Annotated in this window: 24 protein-coding genes and 1 tRNA gene; 17 read left to right on the forward strand and 8 right to left on the reverse strand. The window is 70.4% G+C overall.

Going from position 1 to position 25,617, the window contains the following annotated elements:
* Positions 1-5: 5 nt before the first annotated feature.
* Complete coding sequence (locus EP757_RS22245) at positions 6-2,186, forward strand: MMPL family transporter (protein ID WP_127548953.1); 2,181 nt, start codon at positions 6-8, stop codon at positions 2,184-2,186.
* 13 nt (positions 2,187-2,199) lie between these two features.
* On the opposite strand, the gene EP757_RS22250 is transcribed toward EP757_RS22245, so the two are convergent.
* The 4 genes from EP757_RS22250 to sigK form a co-directional block, all read right to left on the reverse strand.
* Positions 2,200-3,702, reverse strand: coding sequence for a molybdopterin-dependent oxidoreductase (locus tag EP757_RS22250; RefSeq protein ID WP_127548954.1), 1,503 nt, complete (start codon positions 3,700-3,702; stop codon positions 2,200-2,202).
* Complete coding sequence (locus EP757_RS22255) at positions 3,702-4,346, reverse strand: fasciclin domain-containing protein (RefSeq protein ID WP_127548956.1); 645 nt, start codon at positions 4,344-4,346, stop codon at positions 3,702-3,704. The genes EP757_RS22250 and EP757_RS22255 overlap by 1 nt, the downstream gene beginning before the upstream one ends.
* 70 nt (positions 4,347-4,416) lie before the next feature.
* Positions 4,417-5,142, reverse strand: coding sequence for an anti-sigma factor domain-containing protein (locus tag EP757_RS22260; RefSeq protein ID WP_127548958.1), 726 nt, complete (start codon positions 5,140-5,142; stop codon positions 4,417-4,419).
* Positions 5,139-5,759 (reverse strand): ECF RNA polymerase sigma factor SigK, encoded by a 621-nt coding sequence (sigK, locus tag EP757_RS22265; protein WP_127548960.1) that lies wholly within the window; start codon positions 5,757-5,759, stop codon positions 5,139-5,141. The genes EP757_RS22260 and sigK overlap by 4 nt, the downstream gene beginning before the upstream one ends.
* 508 nt (positions 5,760-6,267) lie before the next feature.
* Between sigK and EP757_RS22270 the strand changes: the two genes are divergently transcribed.
* The 5 genes from EP757_RS22270 to EP757_RS22290 all read left to right on the forward strand — a co-directional run bounded on the left by EP757_RS22270 (position 6,268) and on the right by EP757_RS22290 (position 9,646).
* Positions 6,268-6,352, forward strand: a tRNA-Leu gene (locus EP757_RS22270).
* Between the two features lie 569 nt (positions 6,353-6,921).
* Positions 6,922-7,221 (forward strand): hypothetical protein, encoded by a 300-nt coding sequence (locus tag EP757_RS22275; protein WP_127548962.1) that lies wholly within the window; start codon positions 6,922-6,924, stop codon positions 7,219-7,221.
* Positions 7,218-7,670: a MarR family winged helix-turn-helix transcriptional regulator gene (locus tag EP757_RS22280; RefSeq protein ID WP_197725343.1), complete on the forward strand. Its 453-nt coding sequence runs from the start codon at positions 7,218-7,220 to the stop codon at positions 7,668-7,670. Before EP757_RS22275 ends, EP757_RS22280 begins: the two co-directional genes overlap by 4 nt.
* The gene (locus tag EP757_RS22285) at positions 7,667-9,319 is read left to right on the forward strand and encodes a CocE/NonD family hydrolase (protein ID WP_127548963.1); all 1,653 of its coding nucleotides are present in this window, start codon (positions 7,667-7,669) and stop codon (positions 9,317-9,319) included. Before EP757_RS22280 ends, EP757_RS22285 begins: the two co-directional genes overlap by 4 nt.
* A 72-nt stretch (positions 9,320-9,391) precedes the next feature.
* Positions 9,392-9,646, forward strand: coding sequence for a DUF3237 family protein (locus EP757_RS22290; RefSeq protein ID WP_197725344.1), 255 nt, complete (start codon positions 9,392-9,394; stop codon positions 9,644-9,646).
* Here EP757_RS22290 and EP757_RS22295 read toward each other — a convergent pair.
* Positions 9,631-11,760 carry an MMPL family transporter gene (locus tag EP757_RS22295; RefSeq protein WP_232049940.1) on the reverse strand — a complete coding sequence of 710 codons (2,130 nt, stop codon included), beginning with the start codon at positions 11,758-11,760 and terminating at the stop codon, positions 9,631-9,633. The genes EP757_RS22290 and EP757_RS22295 overlap by 16 nt on opposite strands.
* Before the next feature lie 171 nt (positions 11,761-11,931).
* Here EP757_RS22295 and EP757_RS22300 point away from each other — a divergent pair, with 171 nt between their 5' ends.
* The gene (locus tag EP757_RS22300; protein ID WP_127548965.1) at positions 11,932-15,390 is read left to right on the forward strand and encodes a PQQ-dependent sugar dehydrogenase; all 3,459 of its coding nucleotides are present in this window, start codon (positions 11,932-11,934) and stop codon (positions 15,388-15,390) included.
* 43 nt (positions 15,391-15,433) lie between these two features.
* Here the strand turns inward: EP757_RS22300 and EP757_RS22305 are convergent, their stop codons facing one another.
* Positions 15,434-16,159: a sulfotransferase family protein gene (locus EP757_RS22305; RefSeq protein ID WP_127548967.1), complete on the reverse strand. Its 726-nt coding sequence runs from the start codon at positions 16,157-16,159 to the stop codon at positions 15,434-15,436.
* A 63-nt stretch (positions 16,160-16,222) separates the two neighbouring features.
* Between EP757_RS22305 and EP757_RS22310 the strand changes: the two genes are divergently transcribed.
* Positions 16,223-16,720: an NUDIX hydrolase gene (locus EP757_RS22310; RefSeq protein WP_127548969.1), complete on the forward strand. Its 498-nt coding sequence runs from the start codon at positions 16,223-16,225 to the stop codon at positions 16,718-16,720.
* Between the two features lie 179 nt (positions 16,721-16,899).
* On the opposite strand, the gene EP757_RS22315 is transcribed toward EP757_RS22310, so the two are convergent.
* Complete coding sequence (locus EP757_RS22315) at positions 16,900-17,412, reverse strand: helix-turn-helix domain-containing protein (protein ID WP_127548971.1); 513 nt, start codon at positions 17,410-17,412, stop codon at positions 16,900-16,902.
* A gap of 109 nt (positions 17,413-17,521) precedes the next feature.
* Between EP757_RS22315 and EP757_RS43425 the strand changes: the two genes are divergently transcribed.
* The 6 genes from EP757_RS43425 to EP757_RS22335 all read left to right on the forward strand — a co-directional run bounded on the left by EP757_RS43425 (position 17,522) and on the right by EP757_RS22335 (position 21,606).
* On the forward strand, positions 17,522-17,881 hold the full coding sequence (locus tag EP757_RS43425; protein WP_197725345.1) for an alcohol dehydrogenase catalytic domain-containing protein: 360 nt from the start codon (positions 17,522-17,524) through the stop codon (positions 17,879-17,881).
* Complete coding sequence (locus tag EP757_RS43430; protein ID WP_232050700.1) at positions 17,818-18,336, forward strand: zinc-binding dehydrogenase; 519 nt, start codon at positions 17,818-17,820, stop codon at positions 18,334-18,336. Before EP757_RS43425 ends, EP757_RS43430 begins: the two co-directional genes overlap by 64 nt.
* 146 nt (positions 18,337-18,482) lie before the next feature.
* The gene (locus EP757_RS22325) at positions 18,483-19,559 is read left to right on the forward strand and encodes an alkene reductase (protein WP_127548973.1); all 1,077 of its coding nucleotides are present in this window, start codon (positions 18,483-18,485) and stop codon (positions 19,557-19,559) included.
* Between the two features lie 152 nt (positions 19,560-19,711).
* Positions 19,712-20,314 (forward strand): TetR/AcrR family transcriptional regulator, encoded by a 603-nt coding sequence (locus tag EP757_RS22330; protein ID WP_127548974.1) that lies wholly within the window; start codon positions 19,712-19,714, stop codon positions 20,312-20,314.
* A gap of 156 nt (positions 20,315-20,470) precedes the next feature.
* Complete coding sequence (locus EP757_RS42860) at positions 20,471-20,632, forward strand: hypothetical protein (protein WP_160165841.1); 162 nt, start codon at positions 20,471-20,473, stop codon at positions 20,630-20,632.
* Between the two features lie 20 nt (positions 20,633-20,652).
* Positions 20,653-21,606 (forward strand): S41 family peptidase, encoded by a 954-nt coding sequence (locus EP757_RS22335; protein WP_127548976.1) that lies wholly within the window; start codon positions 20,653-20,655, stop codon positions 21,604-21,606.
* A 49-nt stretch (positions 21,607-21,655) separates the two neighbouring features.
* Here EP757_RS22335 and EP757_RS22340 read toward each other — a convergent pair whose 3' ends face one another.
* Positions 21,656-22,894, reverse strand: coding sequence for an FAD-dependent monooxygenase (locus EP757_RS22340; protein WP_127548978.1), 1,239 nt, complete (start codon positions 22,892-22,894; stop codon positions 21,656-21,658).
* A gap of 68 nt (positions 22,895-22,962) precedes the next feature.
* Here EP757_RS22340 and EP757_RS22345 point away from each other — a divergent pair, with 68 nt between their 5' ends.
* The 3 genes from EP757_RS22345 to EP757_RS22355 all read left to right on the forward strand — a co-directional run bounded on the left by EP757_RS22345 (position 22,963) and on the right by EP757_RS22355 (position 25,599).
* Positions 22,963-23,529, forward strand: a complete 567-nt coding sequence (locus EP757_RS22345) for a TetR/AcrR family transcriptional regulator C-terminal domain-containing protein (protein WP_127548980.1) — start codon at positions 22,963-22,965, stop codon at positions 23,527-23,529.
* A 239-nt stretch (positions 23,530-23,768) separates the two neighbouring features.
* Positions 23,769-24,425 carry a PadR family transcriptional regulator gene (locus EP757_RS22350; RefSeq protein WP_127548982.1) on the forward strand — a complete coding sequence of 219 codons (657 nt, stop codon included), beginning with the start codon at positions 23,769-23,771 and terminating at the stop codon, positions 24,423-24,425.
* Positions 24,426-24,561: 136 nt separating this feature from the next.
* Positions 24,562-25,599, forward strand: coding sequence for an FAD-dependent monooxygenase (locus EP757_RS22355; protein ID WP_232049941.1), 1,038 nt, complete (start codon positions 24,562-24,564; stop codon positions 25,597-25,599).
* Positions 25,600-25,617: the final 18 nt, after the last annotated feature.

A 25,617-nucleotide genomic window follows, 5' to 3' on the forward strand; every position in this document is an offset into this window, starting at 1 on the left:
ATCCGATGCTTGCCCGAACCCTCTTCCGGCTGGGTGCCGGCGCCGCACGCCGGCCATGGCGGGTGATCGCGCTGTGGCTGCTGACCGCGGCGATCGCCGTTGTGGCCGCGGCTGCCTCCGGCGGTAAGACCGCCGACTCGATGACCGCGCCCGGACTCGACTCCGGCTACGCCGCGGAGCTGCTCGAACGCGCGGGAACCGGTCAGCAGGGCATGACCGCCCAGGTGGTCGTCACCCCGGACGAGGCCGGGGCGACGTTTCTCGCCAACGGCGTAGCCCGTACCGCTCTGGTGCGTTTGCAGACCGAGGTACGCGCCCTGCCGCACGTGCTGTCGACCAGCGACGCCGAGGCCGGGGGCCTGATCTCCGCGGACGGGCGGATCGCGGTGATCCGGGTGCAGTACCCGGAGCAGAGCGAGCTGTCGGGCGCCGACCTGGACGCTCTGGTCGAGCTCGGCGACCGGATGCGCGGCGAGTTGCCGCTGCGCATCGAGATGGGCGGGGACCTGTTCTACGCCTTCTCCGACGCGGGCGCCGGGATCGGCGAGCTGGTCGGCCTGCTCGCGGCCGCGACAATCCTGTTCCTGGCGTTCGGTTCGCTGATCGCCGCGGCGCTGCCGATCGGCATGGCGCTGTTCGGGCTGACCGTCGGCGTCAGCCTCATGACGGTGCTCGCGTCGGTGACCGAGATTCCGACCTTCGGGCCGGTGCTGGGCAGCATGGTGGGGCTCGGGGTCGGTATCGACTACGCGTTGTTCGTGCTGGCCCGGCACCGCGAGTACCTGGGCGGCGGCGTCGACCCGCACGAGGCGGCCGGGCGGGCGGTGGCCACCGCCGGGCGGCCGGTGCTGTTCGCCGGGGCGACCGTCGTCGTGTCGATCCTCGGCATGGCGGCCGCGAACGTGCCGTTCATGACGATGGGCGGTATCGCCGTCTCCCTCGTGGTCGCGATCATGGTGGTCGCGTCGGTGACGCTGCTGCCTGCCTTCCTCGGGGTCACCGGGCGCCGGCTGACCAGGGTCCACCGGTTCGCCCGCCGGTCCGGTGCGGGCGGCGGGGGATGGCAACGCTGGATCCGGCACGTCAACCGGCATCCGGTGCCGTACGCGGCCGGGGCGGCCGGGCTGCTGGTGCTCGCCACCCTGCCGGTGTTCAGCCTGCGGGTCGGCCTGCCCGACGACGGGTCACAGCCGACGAGCCGCACCGAGCGCCGCGCGTACGACCTGGTCGCCGAAGGATTCGGGCCGGGGGCGAACGGGCCGCTCGTCATCGCCGTGGACGCCGCCGCTGACCCGGGTGTGGTGGGCCGGCTGGCCACGGCCGTCGCCGCGGATCCCGGTGTCGCCTCGGTCATGCCGGCCCGGGTCGATCGGGCCACCGGCATCGCGAGCCTGGTGGTCATCCCGGCCACCGGACCTCAGGAGAAGGCCACCACCGACACCGTCGCCCGGCTGCGCGCCGACGTGCTGCCCGGTGCTGTCGGTCAGGGACCGGCGAGAGCCCACGTCGGCGGTGGGGCGGCCGGCCTGTCGGACGTGGGGGAGCGGACCAGTGAGCGTCTGCCCCTGTTCATCGGCGCGGTGCTGGCGCTGTCGTTCGTACTGCTGCTCCTGGTCTTCCGATCGGTGCTGGTGCCGCTGAAAGCGGTCCTGCTGAACCTGTTGAGCATCGGCGCGACGTACGGCCTGATGGTCGCGGTGTTCCAGTGGGGGTGGGGTGCGTCGCTGATCGGGCTGGAGTCCACGGTGCCGATCGTGTCGTTCATCCCGATGTTCCTGTTCGCGATCCTGTTCGGACTGTCGATGGACTACGAGGTTTTCCTGCTGTCCCGGGTCCGCGAGGAGTATCTGCGCACCGGCGACAACGCGACGGCGATCGTGCGGGGCATCGCGAGCAGCGCCCGGGTCATCACCTCGGCCGCGCTGATCATGGTTGCGGTGTTCCTGTCCTTCGCCGTCGCGAGCGACCCGTCGACCAAGATGTTCGGCTTCGGCCTGGCCACCGCGATCTTCGTGGACGCCACGCTGGTCCGCATGGTGCTGGTCCCGGCGACCATGACCCTGCTGGGCCGGGCCAACTGGTGGATGCCGTCCTGGCTGGACCGGCTGCTGCCGCGCAGCCCGGACAGCGGCGAGGTGGACGGCCTCGCCCCGGAAGCAGACCCGGCCCTCGCCGCGGTGCGCTGATCCCGCTCCTCGCTCAGCTCACGGTGACGCTGATGGTGTGCCAGCCGGTCGCGCCGTCGGGGAACGGGGTCGCGCGGGTCTCCGGCTGGACCGCGCCGCTGCGGTCGGTGGCGCGCACGGCCAGGGAGTGCGGGCCGCTGGTCGCCGGCCAGCTGAACCGCCACTGCGTCCACGTGTCGATCGAGGCGGTGGGCAGCAGCTCGGCCGGTTTCCAGGGGCCGCCGTCGACGCTGATCTCGACGGCTCGGATGCCGCGCCGCTGCGCCCAGGCGACACCGGCCACGGTCACCGTTCCGGCCGGGATCCGGGCGAATGGTTTCGGCTTGTCGATCCGCGACGCGGTCTTCACCGTTCCCTCGGCGCCCCAGCCACGCTCGACCCAGTACGCGTCGAAGCGACCGAAGGTGGTCAGCTCGAGCTCGGTCACCCACTTGCAGGCGCCCGCGTATCCGTACAGGCCAGGGGTCAGCATCCGCACCGGGAAGCCGTGCTCGAGCGGCAACGGTTCACCGTTCATTCCCACGGCGAGCATCGTGTCCCGGCCGTCGAGCGCGGTCGCCACCGGCGTGCCGATCGTCATTCCCTCGACCGAGCGGGCCACGATCTGGTCGGCTCCGCTCCGCACGCCGGCCTCCTTCAGCAGCGCCGCGAGGGGCACCCCGAGCCACCGCGCGGTGCCGATGTAGGGGCCTCCGACCTCGTTGGACACGCAGTTGAGGGTGATGTCGCGCTCGATCAGCGGACGGCGCAGCAGGTCGGCCAGCGACAGTTCGATCTCCCGGTCGACCATGCCGTGGATCTTCAGCCGCCATGCCGACGGATCGATGCGCGGCACGGTGAGGGCGGTGTCCACGCGGTAGAAGCCCGCGTTGGGCGTGGTGAAGCCCGCTGCGATCCCGTTCGGCAGCGGTCTCGCCGGGTCGGCGGCGGCCGGGAGCCGGATCGCCTGCCGGGACGCTCCGGCCGCGTTCTCTCGCCGGCCGGAGACCGCCAGACCCGCGACCTCCGCCACACCGGCCCCGGCCGCCAGCATCGACAGGCGAAGAACCAACCGACGATCAACCCCGCCTTCCTGTACGTCGCTCGCAGCGCTCGGCCGGTCGTGCAGCAACCACCACAACGCCAGCCCGGCCAGTGCCGCCCCGAAAACGGCCGGGACCGCGTCCAGCACGGTCCCGGCCGGTCGTGACAGTGCGGCGACCGCACCCGCCACCCCGAGCACCGCGGTGCCCACCGGTGTCGCGGACCTCCACTTCGTCGCCGTGATCCCGATGGCCGTGGCGAACAGGATCAGCACGACGACGATCACACTGAGCAGAACCGGCTTGTCGTGGGTGCCCCACTCCCGTACCGCGAATTCTTTGATCGGCGTGGGGGTGGCGTCGATGACCGCGCCACCCACCGCGACCAGCGGGCTCGAACCGGGCCGGACCGCGGCCGCGAGCAGTTCCGCGGCCGCGATCCCGGTGCCCGCCGCGACGATCCCGCTGATCGCCCCGCGCAGCGTGGTCCTCATCAGCTCTTCGGCATCAGGACGGAGTCGATGATGTAGACGTTGGCGTTCGCGGTCTGCACGTTGCCGCAGACCACCGACGCGCTGTCGGCGCCGACCGTGAAGTCCTCGCCGCCGCCGGTGACGGTCAGGTCCTCACCCTGCAGCGTCTCGTGGGTGCCGGCCAGATCGGCCGGGGTGAGCTTGCCCGGCACGACGTGGTAGGTGAGGATGCTGGTCAGCGTCTTCTTGTCGGCCAGCACCTTGTCCAAGGTCGCCTTCGGCAGCTTGGCGAACGCGTCGTTCGTCGGCGCGAACACCGTGATCCCGTCGGCCGAGTTCAGCGAGTCGACCAGGCCGGCCTTCTTCACCGCGGTGACCAGTGTGGACAGCAGCGGGTTTCCGGACGCGGCGGTGGCCACCGGCACCTTGCCCATCGCCTCGAAGCTGCCCGCGTCCGCCGGGTCGGTCGGCACCGCCGCGCAGCCCGGACCGAAGTTCACCATGTCGGTGCTCATGCTCGGGGCCATGCTGGGCGCCGCCGAAGTCATCGGCGCCGCAGCCGTCGTCCCGCCGCTGGTGCTGTCGTCGGAGTCACTGCCGCAGGCGGACAGGGAGATCGCGAACAGGGTGGCGGCGGCCAGGGCGGTGAACTTCGTTGCGCGCATCGTTTTGCTCCTCTTTATCGGTACTTACACCGATGATTCGGAGCGGACCGTGCTGCGGATTGGTGGAATCTCAGATTGTTTTCACGCCGGCCACCATCACCGTCGGTGCGGCCGATCCGCCGGGCGGTTCCACGGAGACGCCGACCACGGAGGCCGACGCCATACCGTGCACCACCGTGACGACCGTCGTCTGGCCGGAGGCGAGCACCCCTTCCGACACCGGCTCTCCGGAGCGAACCGTCCACAGCTGGAAGACCTGACCGTTCGCCGGCGGGGCATCCGCAGCCATCATGATCACCCCGGAGTCCCGCATCCGGGAGTACGCCACCGTGACCTTGCCGCCGCTGCTCAGCGACTGATCACGCAACACCACATCGGGGGCGCCCAGAACCTCCTGGACCTGTGCCTCCCGGACGCGGGCGGCTTCGGCGACAGTCCGTTCCTCTAGTACGCGCTGCTCTTGAACCGTGAAGACGGCCGTGCCCGTGCCGACGGCAGCGACCACCGCAGCGGCCGCGGCGACCCACCGCGACCGGAAGCCGCGCCGTGCGCGCCGCGGGGTCTGTACCGGCACCTGCCGTGTCGTCGCGACCGAGGCCAGGACGTTGTCACGCAGCCGCGGCGGAGGCACCGACCAGGTGCCGTCGGCCAGGCGCGCAGCGGCCTGCGCGAACTCGGCGGCCTCGACCCGGCACGGCGCACACTCGCGCAGGTGCCGATCGACGGCGGCCCGTTCGAGATCGTCGACCGCGTCCAGCGCATATGCGCCGGTCAGTGAGTGAATGTCCGCGCTCATGCCGTCGCCTCCACACCCAAGCAGTCCCGCAACCGGATCAAACCGTCCCGCATCCGCGTCTTCACCGTGCCCAGCGGCGTCTTCAACAGCTCCGCGACCTGCGGATAGGAATGGCCCTGGTAGTACGCCATCGTGACCACCTGCCGCTGCAGATCGGTCAGATCGTCGAGGCAGTGACGCACCTGCCGGCGCTCCAGCCGCCCGGCCACCTCATCGGCCACCTGGTCATACGGCGTATCCAGTGACGCCGCCCCGGCCCGGACGGTCCGGTCGGCCGCCGCCTGCTCGGCACGGACCCGGTCGACCGCCCGCCGATGCGCGATCGTGAACACCCACGACGTCGCCGACCCCGCGGCCGGGTCGAACCGGGCCGCCGTACGCCACACCTCCACCAGGGCCTCCTGCGCCACCTCTTCGGCCTGCGCCGGATCGCGCAGTACACGCCGGATCAGCCCGTACACCCGTGGCGCCACCAGGTCGTACAGCCGGGCAAAGGCCTGCTCGTCGCCGTGACCGACCGCCCGTAACAGTTCGCTCGCATCCGCGCGTCCCGCCGGATCCGGGCCGGGCACCGGGCTCAGATGCTGCGCCCGGCGGCTCGTGCCGTGCTCCGCCATCAACAAACCACCCCTAGGTCACGCTCGATACTGACGCGGTGATTCGGAGCCGAAGCATCACCGGATGGGTCTGACCACCGAAAACTTCGGTTGCCTTCGTAGGCGCGAGGCCGGGCGCCCACCGCGTCCATGCCGGCTACCGAACCGCTCTTCTGACACCTGTCGCGGCGTGGCGAACGCTTCAGGCCGTCTGCGAGCGGCGCCGACAGTCCGGTGTCGGAGGCTCTCCCCCTTCGTGGCGCTCGTCGGGTCGACGGCGCGCACGTATCGGGTGGCGACCATCCTGTGACGCGGATCCCGTACCTGATGACCCGTGCCGTCATTTCTACGCTCGGCCCACCCGACCCGGACGGCTGGACGACGGTGACCCTGCCGTCAAGCATGCCCACGCCGAGTTGCTGGAGCCCCACTCTGCGCGCTCTGATGCGGGAGAGCGCGCGGGCGATGGTGGCGCTGTACGACCCCGTTTTGAGGTGGGCGGGAGCGGCTTGCTAAGTTATCTCCGCAAGTCCGGGTGGCGGAATGGCAGACGCGCTAGCTTGAGGTGCTAGTGCCCTTTATCGGGCGTGGGGGTTCAAGTCCCCCCTCGGACACGTTAAAACCCACGCAGGTCATTCACGTTTTTCGTGGAGCCTGCGGGGGTTTCTTTGGTTTCGGCCTTCCTGAGTGCCCAGGTCCGGCTTGCTGGCGGCCGGCGACGCGGCCACGGCTGGTTCGTCACCGTCGGTGCGGCAGGGCTGGTTGACTCTCGAGATGGTCTTCCACCTCGGCGTGTGCGTCGTGCGTTGAAGGTGTTTTCTGCTTGAGGATCTCGGGCTCGGTGAAAGAGTTTCTGGACCGGCATCATGGTCGCCGTTTCGATGGTGAGGGTGTCCGACCCACAGACGAATACCGCCTCACGCGCCCGCAGATATGACGCCGGGTCCTCGGCGTCGTCGAGGTGGGCGAGGTGAGGTCTTGGGTGAGGCGGGCTTCGGCCCGGTACACCCGCCGTCCGTAGATTCCGCGGACGAGCAGCCCGGTCAACGCGTACCGGAGCGCCTGGTCGGCGGTGATCTGCTGCGCGGTCGCGTTGCTGGCCGATCATTGAGAAGGGTCTTGACGCGCAACATGTTTGTTACAAAACTGTCCGGCAATCGGCGGCGGTTGAGGGAGCAGCGAGTTGGCGATCGTGATCGTGGGGGCCGGGATCGGTGACATCGCCGTCGATGAGCGCGGCGATGAGCTGAAGCCGCTCGGTGTCGGGCTCAACCTGCTGCCGCACGCTGTTCGTGAGCTCACCGAACTGGATCGGGGCGAGCGGATCGAAGGGCTGGGCGCCGCGCCCGGCACACTCGCCTACCACAACCGGCACGGTCAGCTGATCTGGAATGAGCCGTGCGGGCGGGACGCGGGCTACCAGTGGCCGCAGGCGTCGGTGCACCGCGGGCGGCTCCAGACGGAGTTGCTCGCCGCGCGGTGAGCGACGTGGACGCGGCCCGGCTCGCCGCGGTGATCTCGCCGCTGCGCCGCACGCTGCTCGCCGCCGCCCGGGCCGCCGAGAACCTGCCGGAGATCCCGGACGCGCAGATCGAGATCATCCGGGCGCTGCCCCGGGGGGCCGTGGCCGGGCCCGGTGAGCTCGCCGACCGGCTCGGCCTGAGCCGTCCCACGGTCAGCAACCTGCTCACCACGATGGAGGCGGCCGGGCTGGTCGAACGCCGCCCGCACCCCGGCAACCGCCGCCACGTCGAGGTCCTCGCCACCGCGAAGGCCCTCGACCTGTTCGGCCGCTTCGACCTCGCCAGCGGCGATCTGGTCGCCGCCGCCACGGCCACCCTCGACCCGGCCGACCGGGCGGCGCTCGCCGCTGCGGTTCCCGCACTGGAGCGCCTGCGCGAAGCCCTCACCCTTCTCAAGGAGACCTCATGAGCACGCTGCGACAGCGCTTCTCCCGATGGGTGCAGGCGCGGACCCTGCCGGGCCTCCCACCCGGCCCGTACGACATCAGCGTCGTCAAGAACCTGCGGGTGCCGATGGACGACGGCGTCGAACTGCTCGCCGATCTCATCACCCCGGTCGGCGAGACCGATCCGCGGCTGCCGACGGTCGTCATCCGGGGTCCGTACGGTCGCAGCGGCCCGGTGGCGGGCCAAGCCCGCGCCCTCGCCCGGGAGGGTTTCCCCGTGCTGTTCCAGAGCTGCCGCGGCACCTGGGGATCGGACGGCGTCTTCACCCCGCAGGTCGACGAGCAGCGCGACGGCCTCGCCACCCACCGCTGGGTGCGGGAGCAGCAGTGGTTCACCGGCAAGATCGCCACCTACGGTCCCAGCTACATGGGATACACCCAGTGGGCCGTCGCAGGAGAGCAGGACGCGCTCTGCCTGCTCGTGACGATGCCCGACTTCGGTGCCATCACCTGGGACAACGGTGCCTTCGCGCTGCGCAACGCCCTCGGCTGGACGCAGATGATGGACCGGATGATCCGCCGCAAGCTGCTCGCGCTCGGTCTTGCCATGCTGCGACCCGATCCTCGGCTGGGGCGGGCGTTCGACGTGCTGCCGCTCAGCGCCGGCGACACCGCCGCGACCGGCCGGGCCGTGCACTGGTACCAGGACTGGGTCGGCCACGAACGCCTCACCGAGGAGTACTGGACGAGCCAGTCGCACACCGCCGCCGTTCCCGGTGTCACCGCGCCGGTTTACATGATCACCGGCTGGTACGACATCTTCCTGCCCTGGCAGCTGCGCAACCACGCCCAGCTCGCCGCCGCCGGCCGCCCGCCGCGGCTGACCGTCGGGCCGTGGGGGCACACCTCCCGCGGCATGGGCGCGCCGGCCGTCGGCGAGGCCGTGGCGTTCCTCAAGGAACGATTCGCCGGCGTCGCTAGCGAGCGGCCCGCGCTCGTCCGCGCCTATCGCACCGGTGCCGAGCAGTGGCACGACCTGCCGTCCTGGCCTCCGCCCGGCACGACGACCGCGTCCTGGAACCTGCACGCCACCGGCGGATTCTCCCCGCAGCCGGCGGCCGGGGGAGTGACCACGTACGTCTACGACCCGGCCGACCCCACCCCGGCCCTCGGCGGACCGAGCCTGCTGCCCGACTCCGGGCCCGTCGACAACGCCGGCCACGAGAGCCGCGCCGACGTCGTCGTCTTCCGCGGTGACGTCCTCACCGAACCGGTCACCGTCGCCGGCGAGCCGGTGGCCCGGATCCGGTTCCGCTCGTCGCAGCCCAGCGCCGACGTCTTCGTCCGCATCTGCGACGTGCACCCCGACGGCCGATCGATGACCGTCTGCGACGGCATCCGCCGCATCGGCGGCATCGCGGACACCGGGCCCGAACCCGGCGAGGACGGGTTCCGCGACGTCGGCGTGCCGCTCTGGCCCACCTTCCACGAGTTCGCCGCCGGGCACCGCATCAGTGTGCAGATCAGCTCCGGCGCCCACCCGAGGTACGCCCGCAACCCGGGCTCCGGCGAGCCCGCCGCCGAGGCCGCGACCCTGCACCGCGCCACCCAGGAGATCTCCCACGACGAGCTCCGGCCCTCTCGCCTCGACCTTCCGGTCTGGCCCGCGTGAGCGCCTTGGCCGTTTCCGGCCTGCAGGCCGCGTTCGAGGTGGAGGCCGAGCTCGGGCCGCTGGAGGACCACGGTGTCACCCGGGCCGGGCACCGCCGGCGGCGGGCACGTCCACATCCGTACCTCCGGGGTTCGCAGCGGCAGCCCGCGGATCCTCGAAGCCCTGCTGCGCGGTGACCCGGTCGACGCGTCCGAGTACTACTTCCGGCTCGGGGTGCGGCTCGAGACCTCTGCGCCGGAGCTGGCCGTGCTGGAGCAGTCCATCTTCGTCGCGTCCGCCGTCCGCGACGCCGACCGGGTCCGCTACACCGCCTATCGGGTCACGTGACTCGGGGCTGGTTCGGTGCGTGCAGCGAACCAGCGGTCGTGCAGCCGGCGCAGCGGGGCCGGTGCCCACCAGTTCCGGTCGCCGAGCAGGCTCATGACGGCGGGCAGGAGCAGGCCGCGCACGACCGTGACGTCGAGCAGCAGCGCCACCGTCATGGCGAAACCGATCTCCTTGACCGCGATCAGATCGCCGAGCAGGAAGCCGAGGAACACCACGCCGATGCACAGGGCGGCGGCGGTGACCACCGAGCCGGACTTCTCGATGCCGGCGCGGACCGCCGCCCGCTCGCCCTGGCCGCGCCCCCGCTCCTCGGTGATCCGGGCGAGCAGGAACACCTCGTAGTCCATCGACAGCCCGAACACGAACACGAACAGCAGGACCGGGGTGGTGACGTCGATCGCGCCCCACGAGTCGAAGCCGAGCAGCGTGTCGCCGGCGCCCCACTGGAACACGACGACCAGCGTGCCGAGCGTGGCGAGCAGGACCAGCGCGTTCATCAGCAGTGCCTTGACCGGGATCACCAGCGAGCCGGTCAGCACGAACAGCAGCACCACGGTGGGCAGCAGCACGATCAGCAGGGCGATCGGGAAGCGGGCCGTCACCGAGTCGCGGTAGTCGACGAGTTCCGCGGCGGCGCCCCCGATCAGCACCGGGAACCCGGGGTCCAGGGCCCGGATCGCGCGTACCGCGTCGCGGGCCGGCTGACCCGCCGTCTCGCCCCGTGGCGTGACGTCGATGACGGCCGCCGGCCCGGTGATGTCCGGGCGCGGCTCGATCTTCAGCACACCGCCGACCGTGGCGAGCTCATTCAGGTAGTCACGGACCGCGGCGCCGGCCGGGTCGGTCTCCACGACCACGACGATGGGTTCGGCCTGGCCGCCACGGAAGTCGCGCTGCACCGCCTCCTGCAGTTTCCGGGCTTCCGCCGAGGCGGGCAGGGCGCGGGTATCGGAGTTCTCCAGGTTGACCCCGAACAGGAACGGCAACGACAGCGCGAGCAGGCCGGCCGTGACAGCGAGCGCGACCGGGCCCGGCCGGGCCTGCGCGAAGGCGGCGAGGCGGGCGAGCAGGCCCGGCCCGGAGGCGGTGCGGCGCGACGACGGCGCGGGGATGCGGCGGTGTGCGACGGCGATCAGCGCCGGTACGGCGGTCAGCCCGCCCGCGGTGCCGGCGAGCACCGCGACGGCGCCGCCGAGCGCCATCGCGCCGAGCAGCGGTTCGGCGAACGCGGACAGGCCGGCCATCGTCACGGCGACGGCGAGCCCGGAGATCAGCACGGTACGCCCGGCGGTTGCGGTGGTGCGGGCGAGCAGTTCCGCCACGGGCGCCTCGGGTTCGGTGTCGCGTTCCTCGCGGAACCGGGCGATCATCAGCAGTGCGTAGTCGACGGCGAGCCCGATGCCCAGCAGCGTGACCACGTTGACGGTGAATTCGCTGACCTCGGTGAGCGCGGTCAGCCCGAACAGGCCGAGCAGTGTCACCGCCACGGTGGCCAGCGCGGCGGCGAGCGGGATCAGGCCCACGGCGAAACCACCAAGAATCAAGATCAACACAATGAGGAGTACGGCCAGAGCGGCCGTCTCGCCGAAGGCGGTGTCCGCGAGCGCCTGGTCGGCGAACGCGCGCTCGGCCAGTTTCTCGCCGCCGACCAGCACCTCGGGCGCGTCGATGCGGTGCAACGCGGCCGCGACCGCATCCTCCACCCGTTCCCGCCGGTGGTCCGGCAGACCCTCGTCCAGTTCGACGCGGATCATCGAACGCCGGTTGTCGGCGCCGATCTGCCCGCCCGGAGCGCCATAGAGGTCCTCGACCTCCCGGACGCCGTCCATCGCGCGGATCTCGCCGGCGATCGCGGTGACGCCGGCGACCAGTGCCGGGTCCCACACGTCGCGCCCGCCCACGACGGCGACGATCATCGGGCCCTCGGGCTGCAACCGGTCGACCCGGAGCTCCGCGAGCTGCGACTCGGCGTCCGGCCGCACGCTGCCGGTCGTGGTGAGCCGGTCGAAGACCGATCCGCCCAGGATCAGCCCGGCGGTGATCAGCGCCACCCAGACGCCGAGCACCGTCCACCGGCGGCGAGCGCAAGAACGACCGAGTCCAGCCAGCATCATCGGGACATCAAACACGAACGCCGCGAACGGATCGACGTGCATCAGCCGGACGTACGAGCAGTTGTGGCCGGTCGGCGGGCGGTCGGGGCGGACAGCCGACGGCCGGAGCCAGCGTCGTCCAATTAGGATTCATCGATATTTCCGGGTGATTCCGCTTGTGGGGGGAGGCGCATGCCCGTGCTTCGGCGTGTGCTCAACGGCTTCGTCGCTCTGGCGACAGTGGTGGCGGTCTCGTCGTTCGTCGGCGCACCGGCCGCGACCGCGGTCGCGCTGCCGACCGGCTTCCAGGAACAGATCGTCTTCAGTGGCCTGAGTTCCCCCGTCGACCTGGAGTTCGCGCGGGACGGGCGCATCTTCGTCGCCGAGAAGGGCGGCCGGATCAAGGTCTTCGACGACCTCGCCGACACCAGCCCCACCGTCTTCGCCGACCTGTCGGCCACCGTGCACAACCAGTGGGACCGCGGCCTGCTCGGCATGGCGCTGGCGCCTGACTTCCCCGCCGACCCGTACGTCTACGTGCTCTACACCTACGACGCGCCGCCCGGCCAGACCGCCCCGGTCTGGAACGACGTCTGCGCCAACGCCAACGACGGTCGTTGCGTGGTCACCGGCCGGCTCTCCCGGCTGCGGGCCGAAGGCACCACGATGACCGGCGCCGAGCAGGTGCTGCTGCACGACTGGTGCCAGCAGTTCCCCAGCCACTCGATCGGGGACATCGCGTTCGGCGCCGACGGGATGCTGTACGTCGCCGCCGGTGACGGTGCGAGCTTCAGCGCCGTCGATTACGGCCAATTCCCCTCCGGGGCGCCGACCAACCCGTGCGCCGACCCGGCCGGCGAGGGCGGGGCGATGCGGGCGCAGGACATCCGCACGCCGGCCGACGAGACCCAACTGGACGGCGCGCTGCTGCGCCTCGACCCGGCGACCGGCGCCGCGGCGCCCGGCAACCCGAACATCGGCGCCGACGACCCGGACACCCGCCGCATCGTCGCCAACGGCCTGCGCAACCCGTACCGGATCACCATGCGGCCGGGCACCAACGAGACCTGGATCTCCGACACCGGGTGGACCACGTGGGAGGAGGTCAACCGGGTCGTCGACCCGACCGCCGCGGTGACGAACTTCGGCTGGCCGTGCTGGGAGGGCAACGCCCGGCAGCCCGGGTACGACAACGCCAACCTGGGAGTCTGCGAGGCCTTGTACGCGGCGCCGGCCGGCACCCACACCGCGCCGTTCGTCGCCTGGAACCACTCCAGCAAGCTCGTCGCGAACGAGGCCTGCCCGACCGGCAGCTCGTCGTCGACCGGTGTGGCGTTCTACCCGGCGGCCGGCGGTCCATATCCGGCCGCGTACCACGGCGCCGTCTTCTTCGCCGACTACTCGCGCGGATGCATCTGGGCCTCGCTGCCGTCCACGCCCGGCGCCCTGCCCGACCCGGCGAACCTGCAGACCTTCGTGTCCGCCGCCGCCAAGCCGGTCGACCTCGAGGTCGGCCCCGGTGGCGAGCTCTACTACGCCGACCTGGGCGGCACCATCCGGCGGGTGCGCTACTTCCCGGGCAACCAGCCGCCGAGCGCGGTCATCGACGCGACGCCGACGCAAGGCCCGGCGCCGCTGACCGTGACGTTCAACGGCACCGGCTCCACCGACCCGGACCCGGCCGACGAGGGGCGTCTGCGATACGCCTGGGACTTCACCGACGACGGGGTGACCGACTCGACCTCGGCGGCGGCGACGTTCACGTACCCCACGGTCGGCACGTACACCGCGCGGCTGACGGTGACCGACACCCTGAACGCCACCCACACCAGCACGATCGCCATCACACCCGGCAACGAGGCCCCGACCGCGATCATCGACACGCCGGCGGTGGGCACGACCTGGAAGGTCGGCGACACGATCGGCTTCACCGGCCACGCCACCGACCCGCAGCAGGGCACCCTGGCCGCGTCCCGCCTCGACTGGGACCTGGTCATGCACCACTGCTCGGCGCCGGACAACTGCCACGAGCACGCCATCCGCAGCTGGACCGGTGTGGCGTCCGGGTCGTTCGAGGCGCCGGACCACGAGTATCCGTCGTACCTGGAAATCAAGCTCGTGGCCACCGATCAGGAGGGCCTGACGCACACCGTGACGCGCCGGCTCGACCCCCGGACGGTCGACCTGACGTTCACCACCGTGCCGGCCGGACTCCCGCTCACCGTCGGCCCGGCATCCGGCACCACGCCGTTCACCCGGACCGTGATCCAGGGCTCGGCCAACTCGGTGTCCGCGCCGTCGCCGCAGGGCTCCTCGACGTTCGCGTCCTGGTCCGACGGCGGATCACAGAGCCACGTCATCACCGCGCCCACGGCGGCGGCGACGTACACCGCGACCTACACGACGGCCCCGGTGCAGCAGCGGATCGGCCACACCGCGGTCGGTGCGTCGCTGGACAGCGGCGACATGAACCACATGAACGGCTCGCGATTCGTCACCGGGGCCGACCCGGCGCCGGTCACGTCCATGTCGGTCTACCTGACGTCCGTGCAGGCGGCGCCGAACAACCAGTACCAGCTCGCCATCTACGCCGACGCGAACGGCTCACCCGGCGCCCGGGTGGCCACCAGCGCGTCGGGCACGCTGACCGCGAACTCGTGGAACAGCCGACCGATCGCCGCGACGCTGGCGCCGGGCACGGCGTACTGGCTGATGTACAACACCAACGGCGACAACAACCTGAGCTACGACGCCGGTACGGCCGGCCAGGGCGCGTGGAGCGCCTCCACGGCGTTCGGCACCTGGCCGGCGGCGTTCGGCCCGGCCAGCCGGTGGAACGCGAAGTTCTCCATCTACGCGACCACCGGCACCGACACCACGGCGCCTCAGGTGACCGCCACGACCCCGCCCGCGGGCGCCACCGGGGTGGCCGTGACCGCGCCGATCACCGTGCGGTTCAGCGAGGGCCTGGCGGCCGGCACCGTCACCGCGGCTAACCTGGAGCTGCGCGGCCCGGGCGGCACGCTGGTCGACCGGACCGTCACCTACGACGTGGCCGAGCGGACGGCGACGATCACGCCGTCCGCGGCACTGGCCGCCACCACCCCGTACACGGTCACCGTCCGGACCGGCGTGACCGACGGGGCGGGCAACGCGCTCGTCGCCGACCACCAGTTCTCGTTCACCACTGCCGCCCCCAGCGCTCCGCGGTTCGGGTACGACCAGGTGGGCGGCTCGCTGGACTCCGGCGACATGAACTACATGAACGGCTCGCGGTTCGTCAGCGGCGCGTCCGCGCTGACGATCAGCCAGATCTCGGTCTACCTCACCAGCGTTCAGGCCGCGCCGGCCGACCAGTACCAGGTGGCGATCTACACCGACGCCGGCGGTTCGCCGGGCACCCTCGTCGCGTCCAGCACGTCCGGCACACTGACCGCGAACTCGTGGAACAGCCGCCCGGTCGCCGCGACGCTGGCGCCGGGCACGGCGTACTGGCTCATGTACAACACCAACGGCGACAACAACCTGAGCTACGACACCGGCAGCGCCAACCAGGGCGCCTGGAGCGTGCTGCGTCCGTTCGGAACCTGGCCGGCATCTTTCGGCGCGTCGTCGCGCTGGACCGCGAAGTTCTCGATCTACGCCTCGTGACGGCGGTGGATCGCACAGCACCGTCCGAGCAGGCCGATGTCTCTCACGACCGCCGGTTGAGATGCGGAAACGGCTCGTCCGGTTCGGCTACGTCGAGCGCACGGCACAGGGGCGCCCAGCCCTGGGAGGGAGTCCAGACGGTCAGACGGTCGGGCGGGCACTTGTCGATCACGGACTGGTGGTGACGAACGAAGCAACCGATCGCGTGATCGCGATCCAGCACACGATCCCAGCCGCCGAAGTCGACCTCCCACACCTGTTGCAGCACCCTCAACACCGGTGGGGGCGCGATGGTGCTGCCGGGGGCGGTCCACTGGTGGATGGATCCACGAACGCTGTCGTACCAGTCATCGGGCTCGCGCAGCGACAGGATGACCGGCGCCTCGGGCCAGAGCCGCGCATATGTCTCCCACTGCCAGCTGCCCAACCAGTCCACGATCGAGTTCCAGCCGGCCAGGGCGGCAACCCAGTCGACGGCCGCGCCGTCGTGGTGTGCGTTCCAGAGGTCGGCGAGTTCCGGGTGGCCCCACAGGGTTTCCATCTGCAGACACGGACCCGCACCCAGCCGATCCAACGCCTTCGCCAACGACGTGGTCCCCGTCCGGCCCCACCCGGCACCGATCACCCGCATCCGACGATCCTCGCACTCTCCGGCGCCTGACGCCTGCCGCCCATGCCCCAGCGCGCGCGGCGGATCGGCAGCGCCGCGCTGATGGTCGACCATTTCGGACCGCGCGACGAGGCCAAGGCGGTCCAGCGGTGATCTCACGCTCTGACCGGGATCGCCGAGGAAACCCGGCAGATCGGCCGGGCCCGATCTAGCATGAGCCTCATGAGTGACGTCGACGCCGGTGAGTTGCCCGAGCTGACGTTCACGCTCCCGACCATCCCGGCCTCCGCCGGAGCTCTGATTCGTGGACACGAGGGCCGGTTGCTCATCCTGAAGCCGACGTACAAGGGCGGCTGGACGATTCCGGGTGGGGTGGTCGAGGTCGGCGAGTCGCCCTGGGAGGCGTGCCGCCGCGAGGCCAGGGAGGAATGCGGCCTCGACGTCACCGCAGGGCGGCTCGTGTGCGTGGACTTCCTGCACCCTCGGCCGGACCGCCCGGGCGGCATGCGCTTCCTCTTCGACTGCGGTGTCTTCGACGACGCCGTCCTGGACGCGGTGGTCCTGCAGCCGATCGAGATCGCCGAGAGCCGGATCCTGCCGATCGACTCCGCGCTGCCCTTGCTCAGCGGACCGGTCCGGCGCCGGGTGCGCGCCGCCTGGAAGTCCAAACGGGTGCGCTATCTGGAGGACGGCCGCCCTGTGGAGGGGATCAGCAAGTAGTGCCGGGGCCGCCCTGGGCCGGCAGATCAAACCGCGGTTCCTGCAGCGCTGGGCCCGGCTCACCGCGATGGTGTTGCCGCTGGGGGTGTCGCGCCAGGCACGGGCCGGTGGTCGGAGAGGGCCGAGAGCAGACGTCGCGCCGTGGTCATGGCGCCGTCGTGGCAAGAGATCGCCTTCTTTCAGTGCCCGGCGCCTCCGTGCGGAGGATCGGACGCGCCCCGGGCCCGGAAACCTGGGCCGGGGGTGATGTCGATCTCGGCAGGTGGCACGTGGTGATCGTGTTCGCAGCGGACCTGGACGGAGAGTGCGGCGCCGCAGCCGTGGTGGCGGTTGACGATGGCGGGGCCCTCCGGGGCGGCGCGGTACTTGTCGCCCCACTGCAGTAGTCCCAGCACCGCGGGGATGAGGTCGTTGCCCTTGTCGGTGATGACGTAGCGGGATCGGCTGCGGGAGCCCTCCGGCTGGTAGGTCTCGGTGGCGAGGATGCCGTGGTCGACGAGCTTGCGCAGGCGCTCGGCGAGCAGGTTGCGGGGGCATCCCAGCATCTGGTGCAGGTCGCTGAAACGGGACAGGCCGTACCAGATCTCCCGGAGGACCAGCAGGGTCCACTTCTCGCCGACGAGTTCCAGGGTTCGGGCGATCGAACAGTTCGTGGTGTCCCGGTCGAGGCGTGGGTCGGTGGGCGGGGCCATGGACCGATCCTATCCGCTAGGTTTGCTTTTTGTACTCAGGTTGTCCCGGTGGTCGCCGATCCATCAACCGCCACCGGACGTGTGGCCGAGGATGGAGAAGGAGACGACGATGAGGGCATTTGTGGTCGAGCGCTACGGCGACGCCGAGACCGTGCGGGCCCGCGATGTACCGGACCCGGCCGTGGGCGAGAACGACGTGCTGGTCCGGGTCCACGCCGCGAGCGTCAACCCGCTCGACCTCAAGATCCGGTCCGGCGACCTCAAGGTGATCCTGCCGTACCGGGCGCCGTTCGTTCTCGGCAACGACCTCGCCGGCACCGTCACCGCGAGCTGGCGAACCTGCGGCCGGGCCAGAAAGTCCTCATCCACGCCGGCGCCGGCGGGGTCGGCACCTTCGCCATCCAGCTGGCGAAGCACCTCGGCGCCCATGTCGCCACCACGGCGAGCAGCTCGAAGACCGATCTGGTGAAGGGTCTGGGCGCGGACGTCGTCGTCGACTACACCACGCAGGCGTTCGAGACGGTCCTGCGCGATTACGACGTCGTTCTGGACACCGTCGGCGGCGACACCCTCGGCAGATCGCTGCAGGTGCTCAAGCCGGGCGGCATCGTGGTCAGCATCGCCGGGCCGCCCGACCCTGCCTTCGCCAAGCGGGCCGGAGCGAACCCGGTCGTCCGGCTGGCGATCGCCGCGTTGAGTTTCCGGGTCCGGCAGCGTGCGCGCCGGCGCGGTGTCCGGTACTCGTACCTGTTCATGAAGGCCAGTGGCGACCAGCTCCGTGAGATCACCACCCTGCTGGACGCCGGGACGATCCGCCCTGTCGTGGACCGGTCCTTCGACTTCACGGCGACCCGGGAGGCCCTGGCCTACGTCGAGGAGGGGCGCGCCAAGGCCGGCAAGGTCGTCATCCGGATGACATCGTAGCCGCGGCCTTTTCCCGGGCGGGATGTCCTGCCTCACAGTTCGCGGAGCGGGCGGTCTTCCCGCAATAAAAACCGATTAGGCTCAGTTATGAGTGCAGTCATCAACGTGGTGGCCGCTCGCCACCGAACCGAAGGACACGATCACCGATGAGCGCATCTCTCTGGCAGCCGTTCACGCTCGGCCGGGTGCGGCTGCCGCACCGGCTGGCACTGGCGCCGATGACCCGTAACCGTGCCGGAGCCGACGGCACCCCGGGCCCGCTGGTCGCGGAGTACTACGGGCAGCGCGCGGACCTGGGCCTGATCATCACGGAGGGCACCCAGCCGTCCGCCGACGGGCAGGGATACCTGAACACGCCCGGCATCTACACCCCGGAGCACGTCGAAGGCTGGCGCGCGGTCGCCGACGCCGTCCACGAGCGCGGCGGCGTGCTGTTCGTCCAGCTCATGCACGTGGGCCGCATGTCGCACCCGGACAACACCGCGCATCACCGCCGGCCGGTGGCGCCGTCGGCCATCTCCGCCGACCAGGACATGGTCACCGCGACCGGCACGCAGAAGACGCCCGTACCCCGGGAGATGACCGGCGAGGACATCGAGCTGACCATCGCCGACTTCGCGCACGCCGCCGCCTCCGCGATCGAAGCAGGCGCCGACGGGGTCGAGATCCACGCGGCGAACGGCTACCTCCTGCACCAGTTCCTGTCCCCGAACGCCAACCACCGCACCGACGCCTACGGCGGTTCGATCGAGAACCGGGCGAGGTTCGTCGTCGACGTCGCCCGTGCGGTCGCCGACCGGATCGGCGCCGACCGCACCGGCATCCGTATCTCACCCGCGATGCCGCTCGGTGGCATCGCCGAAGGTGACACCGAAGCGGTCCGCGCGCAGTACCGGCACCTGGTCGACGAACTGGCGCAGCTGAACCTCGCCTACCTGCACGTGCACCACGCCGGCGACGACGAACTGCTCGGCGCTCTGCGCAAGGCGTGGCCGACCGCGCTGCTCGTCGTCCGTTACGGGCGCACCCGCGAGCAGATCGCCGACGACATCGACGCGGGCCTGGCCGACATCGCGCCACTGGGCCGGTTCGCCCTGGCCAACCCGGACGTCGTCGAGCGGCTGCGTACCGGCGCCGCGCTCAACGACGTCGACTTCCGCACGGTCTACGGCGGCGGCGCGGCCGGCTACACCGACTACCCGACGCTCGACTCCCCGAACTGAGGCCCCACCGAGGCCGCCCTTGTCGTCGGCTTCCCCGGCCGCTGACCCCGTGGAATCGCCGTGGCTGCGGCGGCCCGATCGAGGCCGCCGCGGCCACGGACCCGGGTGCGAGAGAATGGATCAGGCACCGCGCACCCACCGGAGGAAGCAGCATGTCCCCCGCATCCACCCCGCTCAGCCGTCGCGAGCGCAACAAACAGGAGAAACTCGACCGCATCATCGCCGCGGCGACCACCCTGTTCGCCGAGCACGGCGTCGACGAGGTGACCACCCAGCAGATCGCCGACGCCGCCGACATCGGCACCGGCACACTCTTCCTCTACGCGAAGACCAAAGGCGAGCTGCTCCTGCTCGTGCAGAACGCTCACTACGCCCAGGCCCTCGAACAGGGCATCGCCGCCGCCGAGACCGAGCCTGACGTGCTGAACGCGATCATGGACATCATCCGGCCGATCGTGGCCTGCAACCGAGTCCAGGTCGACAACGGCCGGACCTACCTCCGCGAGATGGTCTTCGGTGACCCTGCCGAACCTCAGCACCGAGCCGCACTGGACATCGTGAGCCAGACCGAGACCGCGATCGCCACGCTGCTGCAACGCGACGCGCGCACCCCGATCACCGACGCCCCGGTCCTCGCACACGTCATCTCCGCCGTCATGTTCCTGGAGCTCTCGGCGACCGCGAACATCGACACACCCGAGGACGAGTTGACCGCCCGCATCCGCGAGGAGATCCGCGTACTGCTCCCGCGCTGAGGACTCGCGGAGAAGCATCTCACTGCCTCACGCTGAGTTCATCGATGAGCGCCCGATAGGTGGTGGCCGCCGGTTCCCCAGCCGTGCTCGGTGATGTGGATAGGCACCGATTCTTCGATGCCCGCCGCAGTGAGGCTCTGGCGGCGGAAGAGTTCGATGACCCCTTCGATCGTCTCGGGGGAGACGTTCCGCTGGGATCGGCTGGAAGACATCGGGAAAGAAGTCGAGGCCTGCGTAATCGAGGGCGGACCGGAATTCTTCACCGCCCCGACGGCCGAGGTCGGTTCTGAACAGCGGACCGGACCACGGGTGGGGTGACACTCCGATATGGTGCGTCGATGTCGGTGGATCTCGTGGAGAAGGCACTGGAATTGTTGTGCGGCAATTACATTTTCGCCGACCGGGCTCAGGAAGCGGCTGACGCCATCCGCCTGCGACTGGCCGCCGGTGATTATGACCAGTTGGACGAGGAAGCCCTCGGCCGGCGGCTGACGGCGGAACTCTTCGAAATCTGCCAGGACACGCATCTGCGGGTACGGACACGTGCCGAGAACCTGCGTGAGGCGCTCACCGAGCCGGAGATCGAGGCGGCCTGGAGAGAGCAGCAGCGAGTCACCAACTACGGCATCGCGCGTGTGGAGCGGCTGGACGGCAACGTCGGGTTGCTGGATCTGCGGTTCGTCACCTCGGCCGGCGTGGGCGGGCGCGCGATCGCCGCAGCCATGGAGCTGGTGTCACAGACGCACGCGCTGATCGTTGATCTTCGCAGGAACCGGGGTGGGTTTCCCGACGGCGCCGTGTTCTGGACAAGCTACTTCTTCCCGGACGGAGAAACCCATCTCAACAGCATCTACGAAGGTTCGACCGGCCGGACCCGTCAGTTCTGGAGCCATGCGTGGCTGCCCGGCGATCGGTATCTCGACCGGCCGATCTACCTGTTGACCAGCGAATCCACCTTCTCGGCCGGTGAGGAGATCTGCTACAACCTCAAGGCTCAGGGGCGAGCAGTCCTGGTCGGCGCGACGACCAAGGGAGGTGCCCACCCGACGGACGCCTTCCCGATCACGCCGACCTTCGAGATCACGGTTCCGGTGGCCCGCGCCGTCAACCCGGTCACCGGCGGCAACTGGGAAGGCACCGGCGTGGAGCCTGACGTTGCCGTAGCCGCTCCGGAGGCTTTCGACGTCGCCTATCGGATGGCCTTGCAGCACGTACTGGCCAGTGCCACCGCACCCGCCATCCTGGCCGAGGCACGATCCGCGCTTGACGAACGCGCAGCTGATCGCGGATAGAGGCAGACGATCGCGAAGTCCGGGAACGCCTCACTGAACCCTTCGTCGCTCAGGCGGCGTGGATCGGTACCGGATTCGCGGGGAGCTGCCAGCCGCCGCCGCGGTCTTCCTTCGCGAAGCGGGCGGTCAGGTCGGGGATGTGCAGGAAACTGGCCAGCGCGGTGGCGGCCTGGAAGGCGTCGATCGCGGCTTGGCTCGTCGGCATGCCCAGGCGGAGCAGGCGCGGATTCACTTCACCCTGGATCTGGTCGACGAACGGCCGCAACGTGGTCTCGTAGTCCGCCAGGGCGGTGGTCAGGTCGGACGGGCGCCGGTTGATCTCGCCGGCCAGCACATAGGCGCTGACGAGGCCGCCGGAGATGCCCATGCCGCTGTAGGGGGAGGCGCAGTGGGCGGCGTCTCCGGCCAGGACGACCCGGCCGCGGGACCACGAGTCGATGCGGACCTGGACGATTTCCTGGGAGTAGAAGAACGGGCTCGTCGTCATGCCGTCGATGAACCGCTCGGTCTGCCATCCCGCGTCGCGGAACCGGTCGGCCCAGAACCTCTGCTGGGCCTCGACCGGTTGCCGGTGGATCGCCGAGGCTTCGGCGGTTTCCTCCCGCAGCACGAAGTACACCTGGGTCTCGGCCGGGTTGTGGCTGCGGCGCATGATCTGGCGGCCGCCCGGGACCATGTACGTGTCGCGGATGTTGCTGTCGGAGGCGATACGCGGGACGAACCAGTAGGCCATGTGGATGCCGACCCGCCAGTACGGGTCGACGCCGTCCGGGAGGATGGCCGGCCGCAGGCGCGAGCCCTGCCCGTCCGCGGCGATCAGGAGGTCGAACTCGCCGGTGGATCCGTCGGAGAAGTGCGCGACAACGCGGTGTTCGTCCTGCTCGAAGCCGTCCACGCTGCGGTCGAAGAGGTACTCGGCGTAGTCCTTCGTCGCGTCGTGCAGGATGCGCACCAGGTCGCCGCGCATGATCTCGTACTCCGAGGTGAGGGTCTGCCGGCCGTGGCCAGAGGTGTTGGCCATGATCGTGGCTTTGGCCCGGCCGTGCGCGTCGATGAAGGCGACGCCTGCCTCGTCGACCAGCTTCCCGCGGACGGCTTCGAGGAGCCCCATCCGGCGGATGGCTTCGATGCCCTGACCGCGCAGGTCGACCTGGGCTCCGCTGGCTCGCAGGGCGGGGAAGCGTTCGGCGACGGTGACCGGGTGCCCGCCGCGCGTGAGCCAGAAGGCCAGAGCCTGCCCGGCGACGCCACCACCGGCCACGAGAATGCGCAGAGGTTGTGTGGTCATGACCCTCACCCCAAAATCTATCGGTGAATGATTCTTCGAGATTATCTATCACCGATAGACTCGTCAACGTGACAAAGATCCGCCGTGAGGTCGTGATTTCCGAGGCACTCGCTCTGCTCGACGAGGCCGGGTTGGACGGTGTCAGCACAAGGCAGCTGGCGAAGCGGCTGGGCGTCGAGCAGCCCACGCTCTACTACTACTTCCGCACCAAGGGGGACCTGCTCGCCGCCCTGGCGCAGGCGGCGATGGCGCCGCACGCCACCGCGCCGCTGCCGGTGCCCGGCGACGACTGGCGTGCCTGGTTTCTGGACAACACCCGAAGCTTCAGGCGGGCCCTGCTGACGCACCGCGACGGCGCGCGGTTGCACGCCGGCAGCGCACCCACCGGCGACCTCGAACGGATCCGTCACAAGATGGCGTTCCTGGTCGCCTCCGGCGTACCCGAGCGCACCGCGCAGATGGCGATGCTGGCGGCAAGCCGTTTCACTGTCGGCAGCGTGCTGGAGGAGCAGGCTGACGCCGGCCGAGGTGTCGATCTGCCGCCCGACGTGCCCGCGATCGATCACGAGTCAGCCTTCGAGGCGGGCCTGGCCCTGATCCTGGCCGGCCTGAGCGACAGCAGCCAACCCGGCTGACACCTCCGGGATGACGCCGGCGCAGCGACCTGCCTAGCGACGCGAGCATCACCCGCCTCTGTGATCCGCAGCCTGTTCCGCTACGACGCCCAAGTCATCCCGGTCGCCCGGCATTTCAGATGTCGCGGACGCACCCGGATCGCGGGGTATCGCGGCAGGCGTGTTCAAAGCGACCTCGTCGACGTATACTCGTCAGCGAGTATCTGAGCCCGGAGGCTCCGCCAAGGGAGGAGGCACCGATGGCTCGACGGCGGCGAGTCGGCAATCTGATGGGCCTGGCCATCCTCTCGGCTGTCGCGTTCCGGCAGATGCATCCCTACGAGATGGCCAGCACGTTGCGTGGCTGGGGTAAGGAAAGCGACCTCGAGATCAAGTGGGGCTCCTTCTACACGGTTGTGGGCAACCTCGCCAAGCACGGCTTCCTCAATGAGGTCGAGAGCACGAGGGAAGGGCGCCGGCCCGAGCGCACGGTCTATCGGATCACCGAGGCGGGCCGGGCCGAACTGGTCGACTGGATCCGGGAGCTGTTGTCGGCCGCGGAACGGGAGCATCCCCGTTTCCGGGCCGGCCTGTCGGTGATGTCCGCGCTCGCCCCGGACGAGGTCACGGGTTTGCTGCAACAACGCCTCGCTGAGCTTGAACAGCGGATCTCGGCGCTCGACGAGACCCTCGCGCACGAAGCCGAGAAGGTTCCTCGCCTCTTCCTCATCGAGGCGGAGTACGACCGGGCCATGCTCACCGCGGAGGCCGCATGGATGCGGTCACTCATCGCCGAGTTGCTCGGCGGCACGCTGCCGGGGCTGGCCGAGTGGCGGCGGGCGCACGACACCGGCGAGATCCCCGACGAGATGCGCCGGCTCGCCGAAAGCCACATCAACCCGGACGCAGAACAGTAAGACCCCGGCGGCCTGCTGGAACAGGCCGCCGGAGCAACCGATCGTGCGCGAGCAAGGCCCGGCCCGATGGCGGCAACCACAGGATAGCCGGGTCTCCCGCGACGATCGCTACGCGACGACGCGAAGGAGATCCACCATGCCCACCGTCCGAACCGCCGCCGTGATCGGCGCTGGCATCGCCGGGCCGGTCACGGCGCTGGCCCTGCACAAAGCCGGTATCGAGGCCACCATCTTCGAAGACCACCGGACCTCGGCCGAAGGGCTCGGCGGCACGTTCGGGCTGGCCCCCAACGGCGTCGCAGCGCTCGAGATCGTCGGCGTCGAGCCGACCGGCCAGCCGATCCATCACCAGCAACTGTCACTCAACGGCAAGCTGATTCGGTTGCCATCGCTCAGCGGCGCCGGCCCGTTGCAGATGATCCGGCGCGGTGACCTCTACCGCCTTCTGCACGACAGGGTCGCGGCGGAAGGCATACGCATCGAGCACGGAAAACGCCTTTCTTCGGTACGCGAGGAACCCGGCGCTGTCACGGCAGTTTTCGCCGACGGCGACACCCGCCGGTTCGACGTGCTGATCGGGGCCGACGGCGTGCATTCCACCGTCCGCAAGCTGATCGATCCGTCCGCCCCGGAGCCGCGGTTCACGGGAATGGTCTCGATCGAGGGTCGATCGGCGACCGAGGTGCCGGTCGACCCCGACACCGCTACGTTCGCGTTCGGCAAGCACGGCTACTACCTCTACTGGGCCACACCGGGCGGCGGCACCGTGTGGGGCGTCAACCTTCCGCACCGGCCGATGAGCATCGCGGAGTCCCGGGCCATCCCCGGCGAGCAGTGGATGGCGATACTCCTGCAGACCTACGGCGACGACGACCCCGGCGCCGCCATCCTCCGCGGCACCGACCCGGCGGACCTGCTGGCCAACGGCGCCCTGCACATCATGCCGAGGGCGCCGCACTGGCACCGCGCCCGGATGGCGCTGGTTGGCGACGCCGTGCATGCGCCGTCCAACAGCTCTGGACAGGGCGCATCGCTGGCCATCGAGAGCGCCATCGAGTTGGCCCGCTGTCTGCGTGACATCGCCGACGTCACCGACGCGTTCGCCGCGTACGAAAGACTGCGCCGCAACCGAGTCGAGCAAATCGCGGCCAGGCTGCCCGGATCAACCAGGTGAAGGTGCCGGGCCCGCTCG

Origin of the sequence: Actinoplanes sp. OR16, from assembly GCF_004001265.1 — a bacterium.
GTDB lineage: Bacteria > Actinomycetota > Actinomycetes > Mycobacteriales > Micromonosporaceae > Actinoplanes.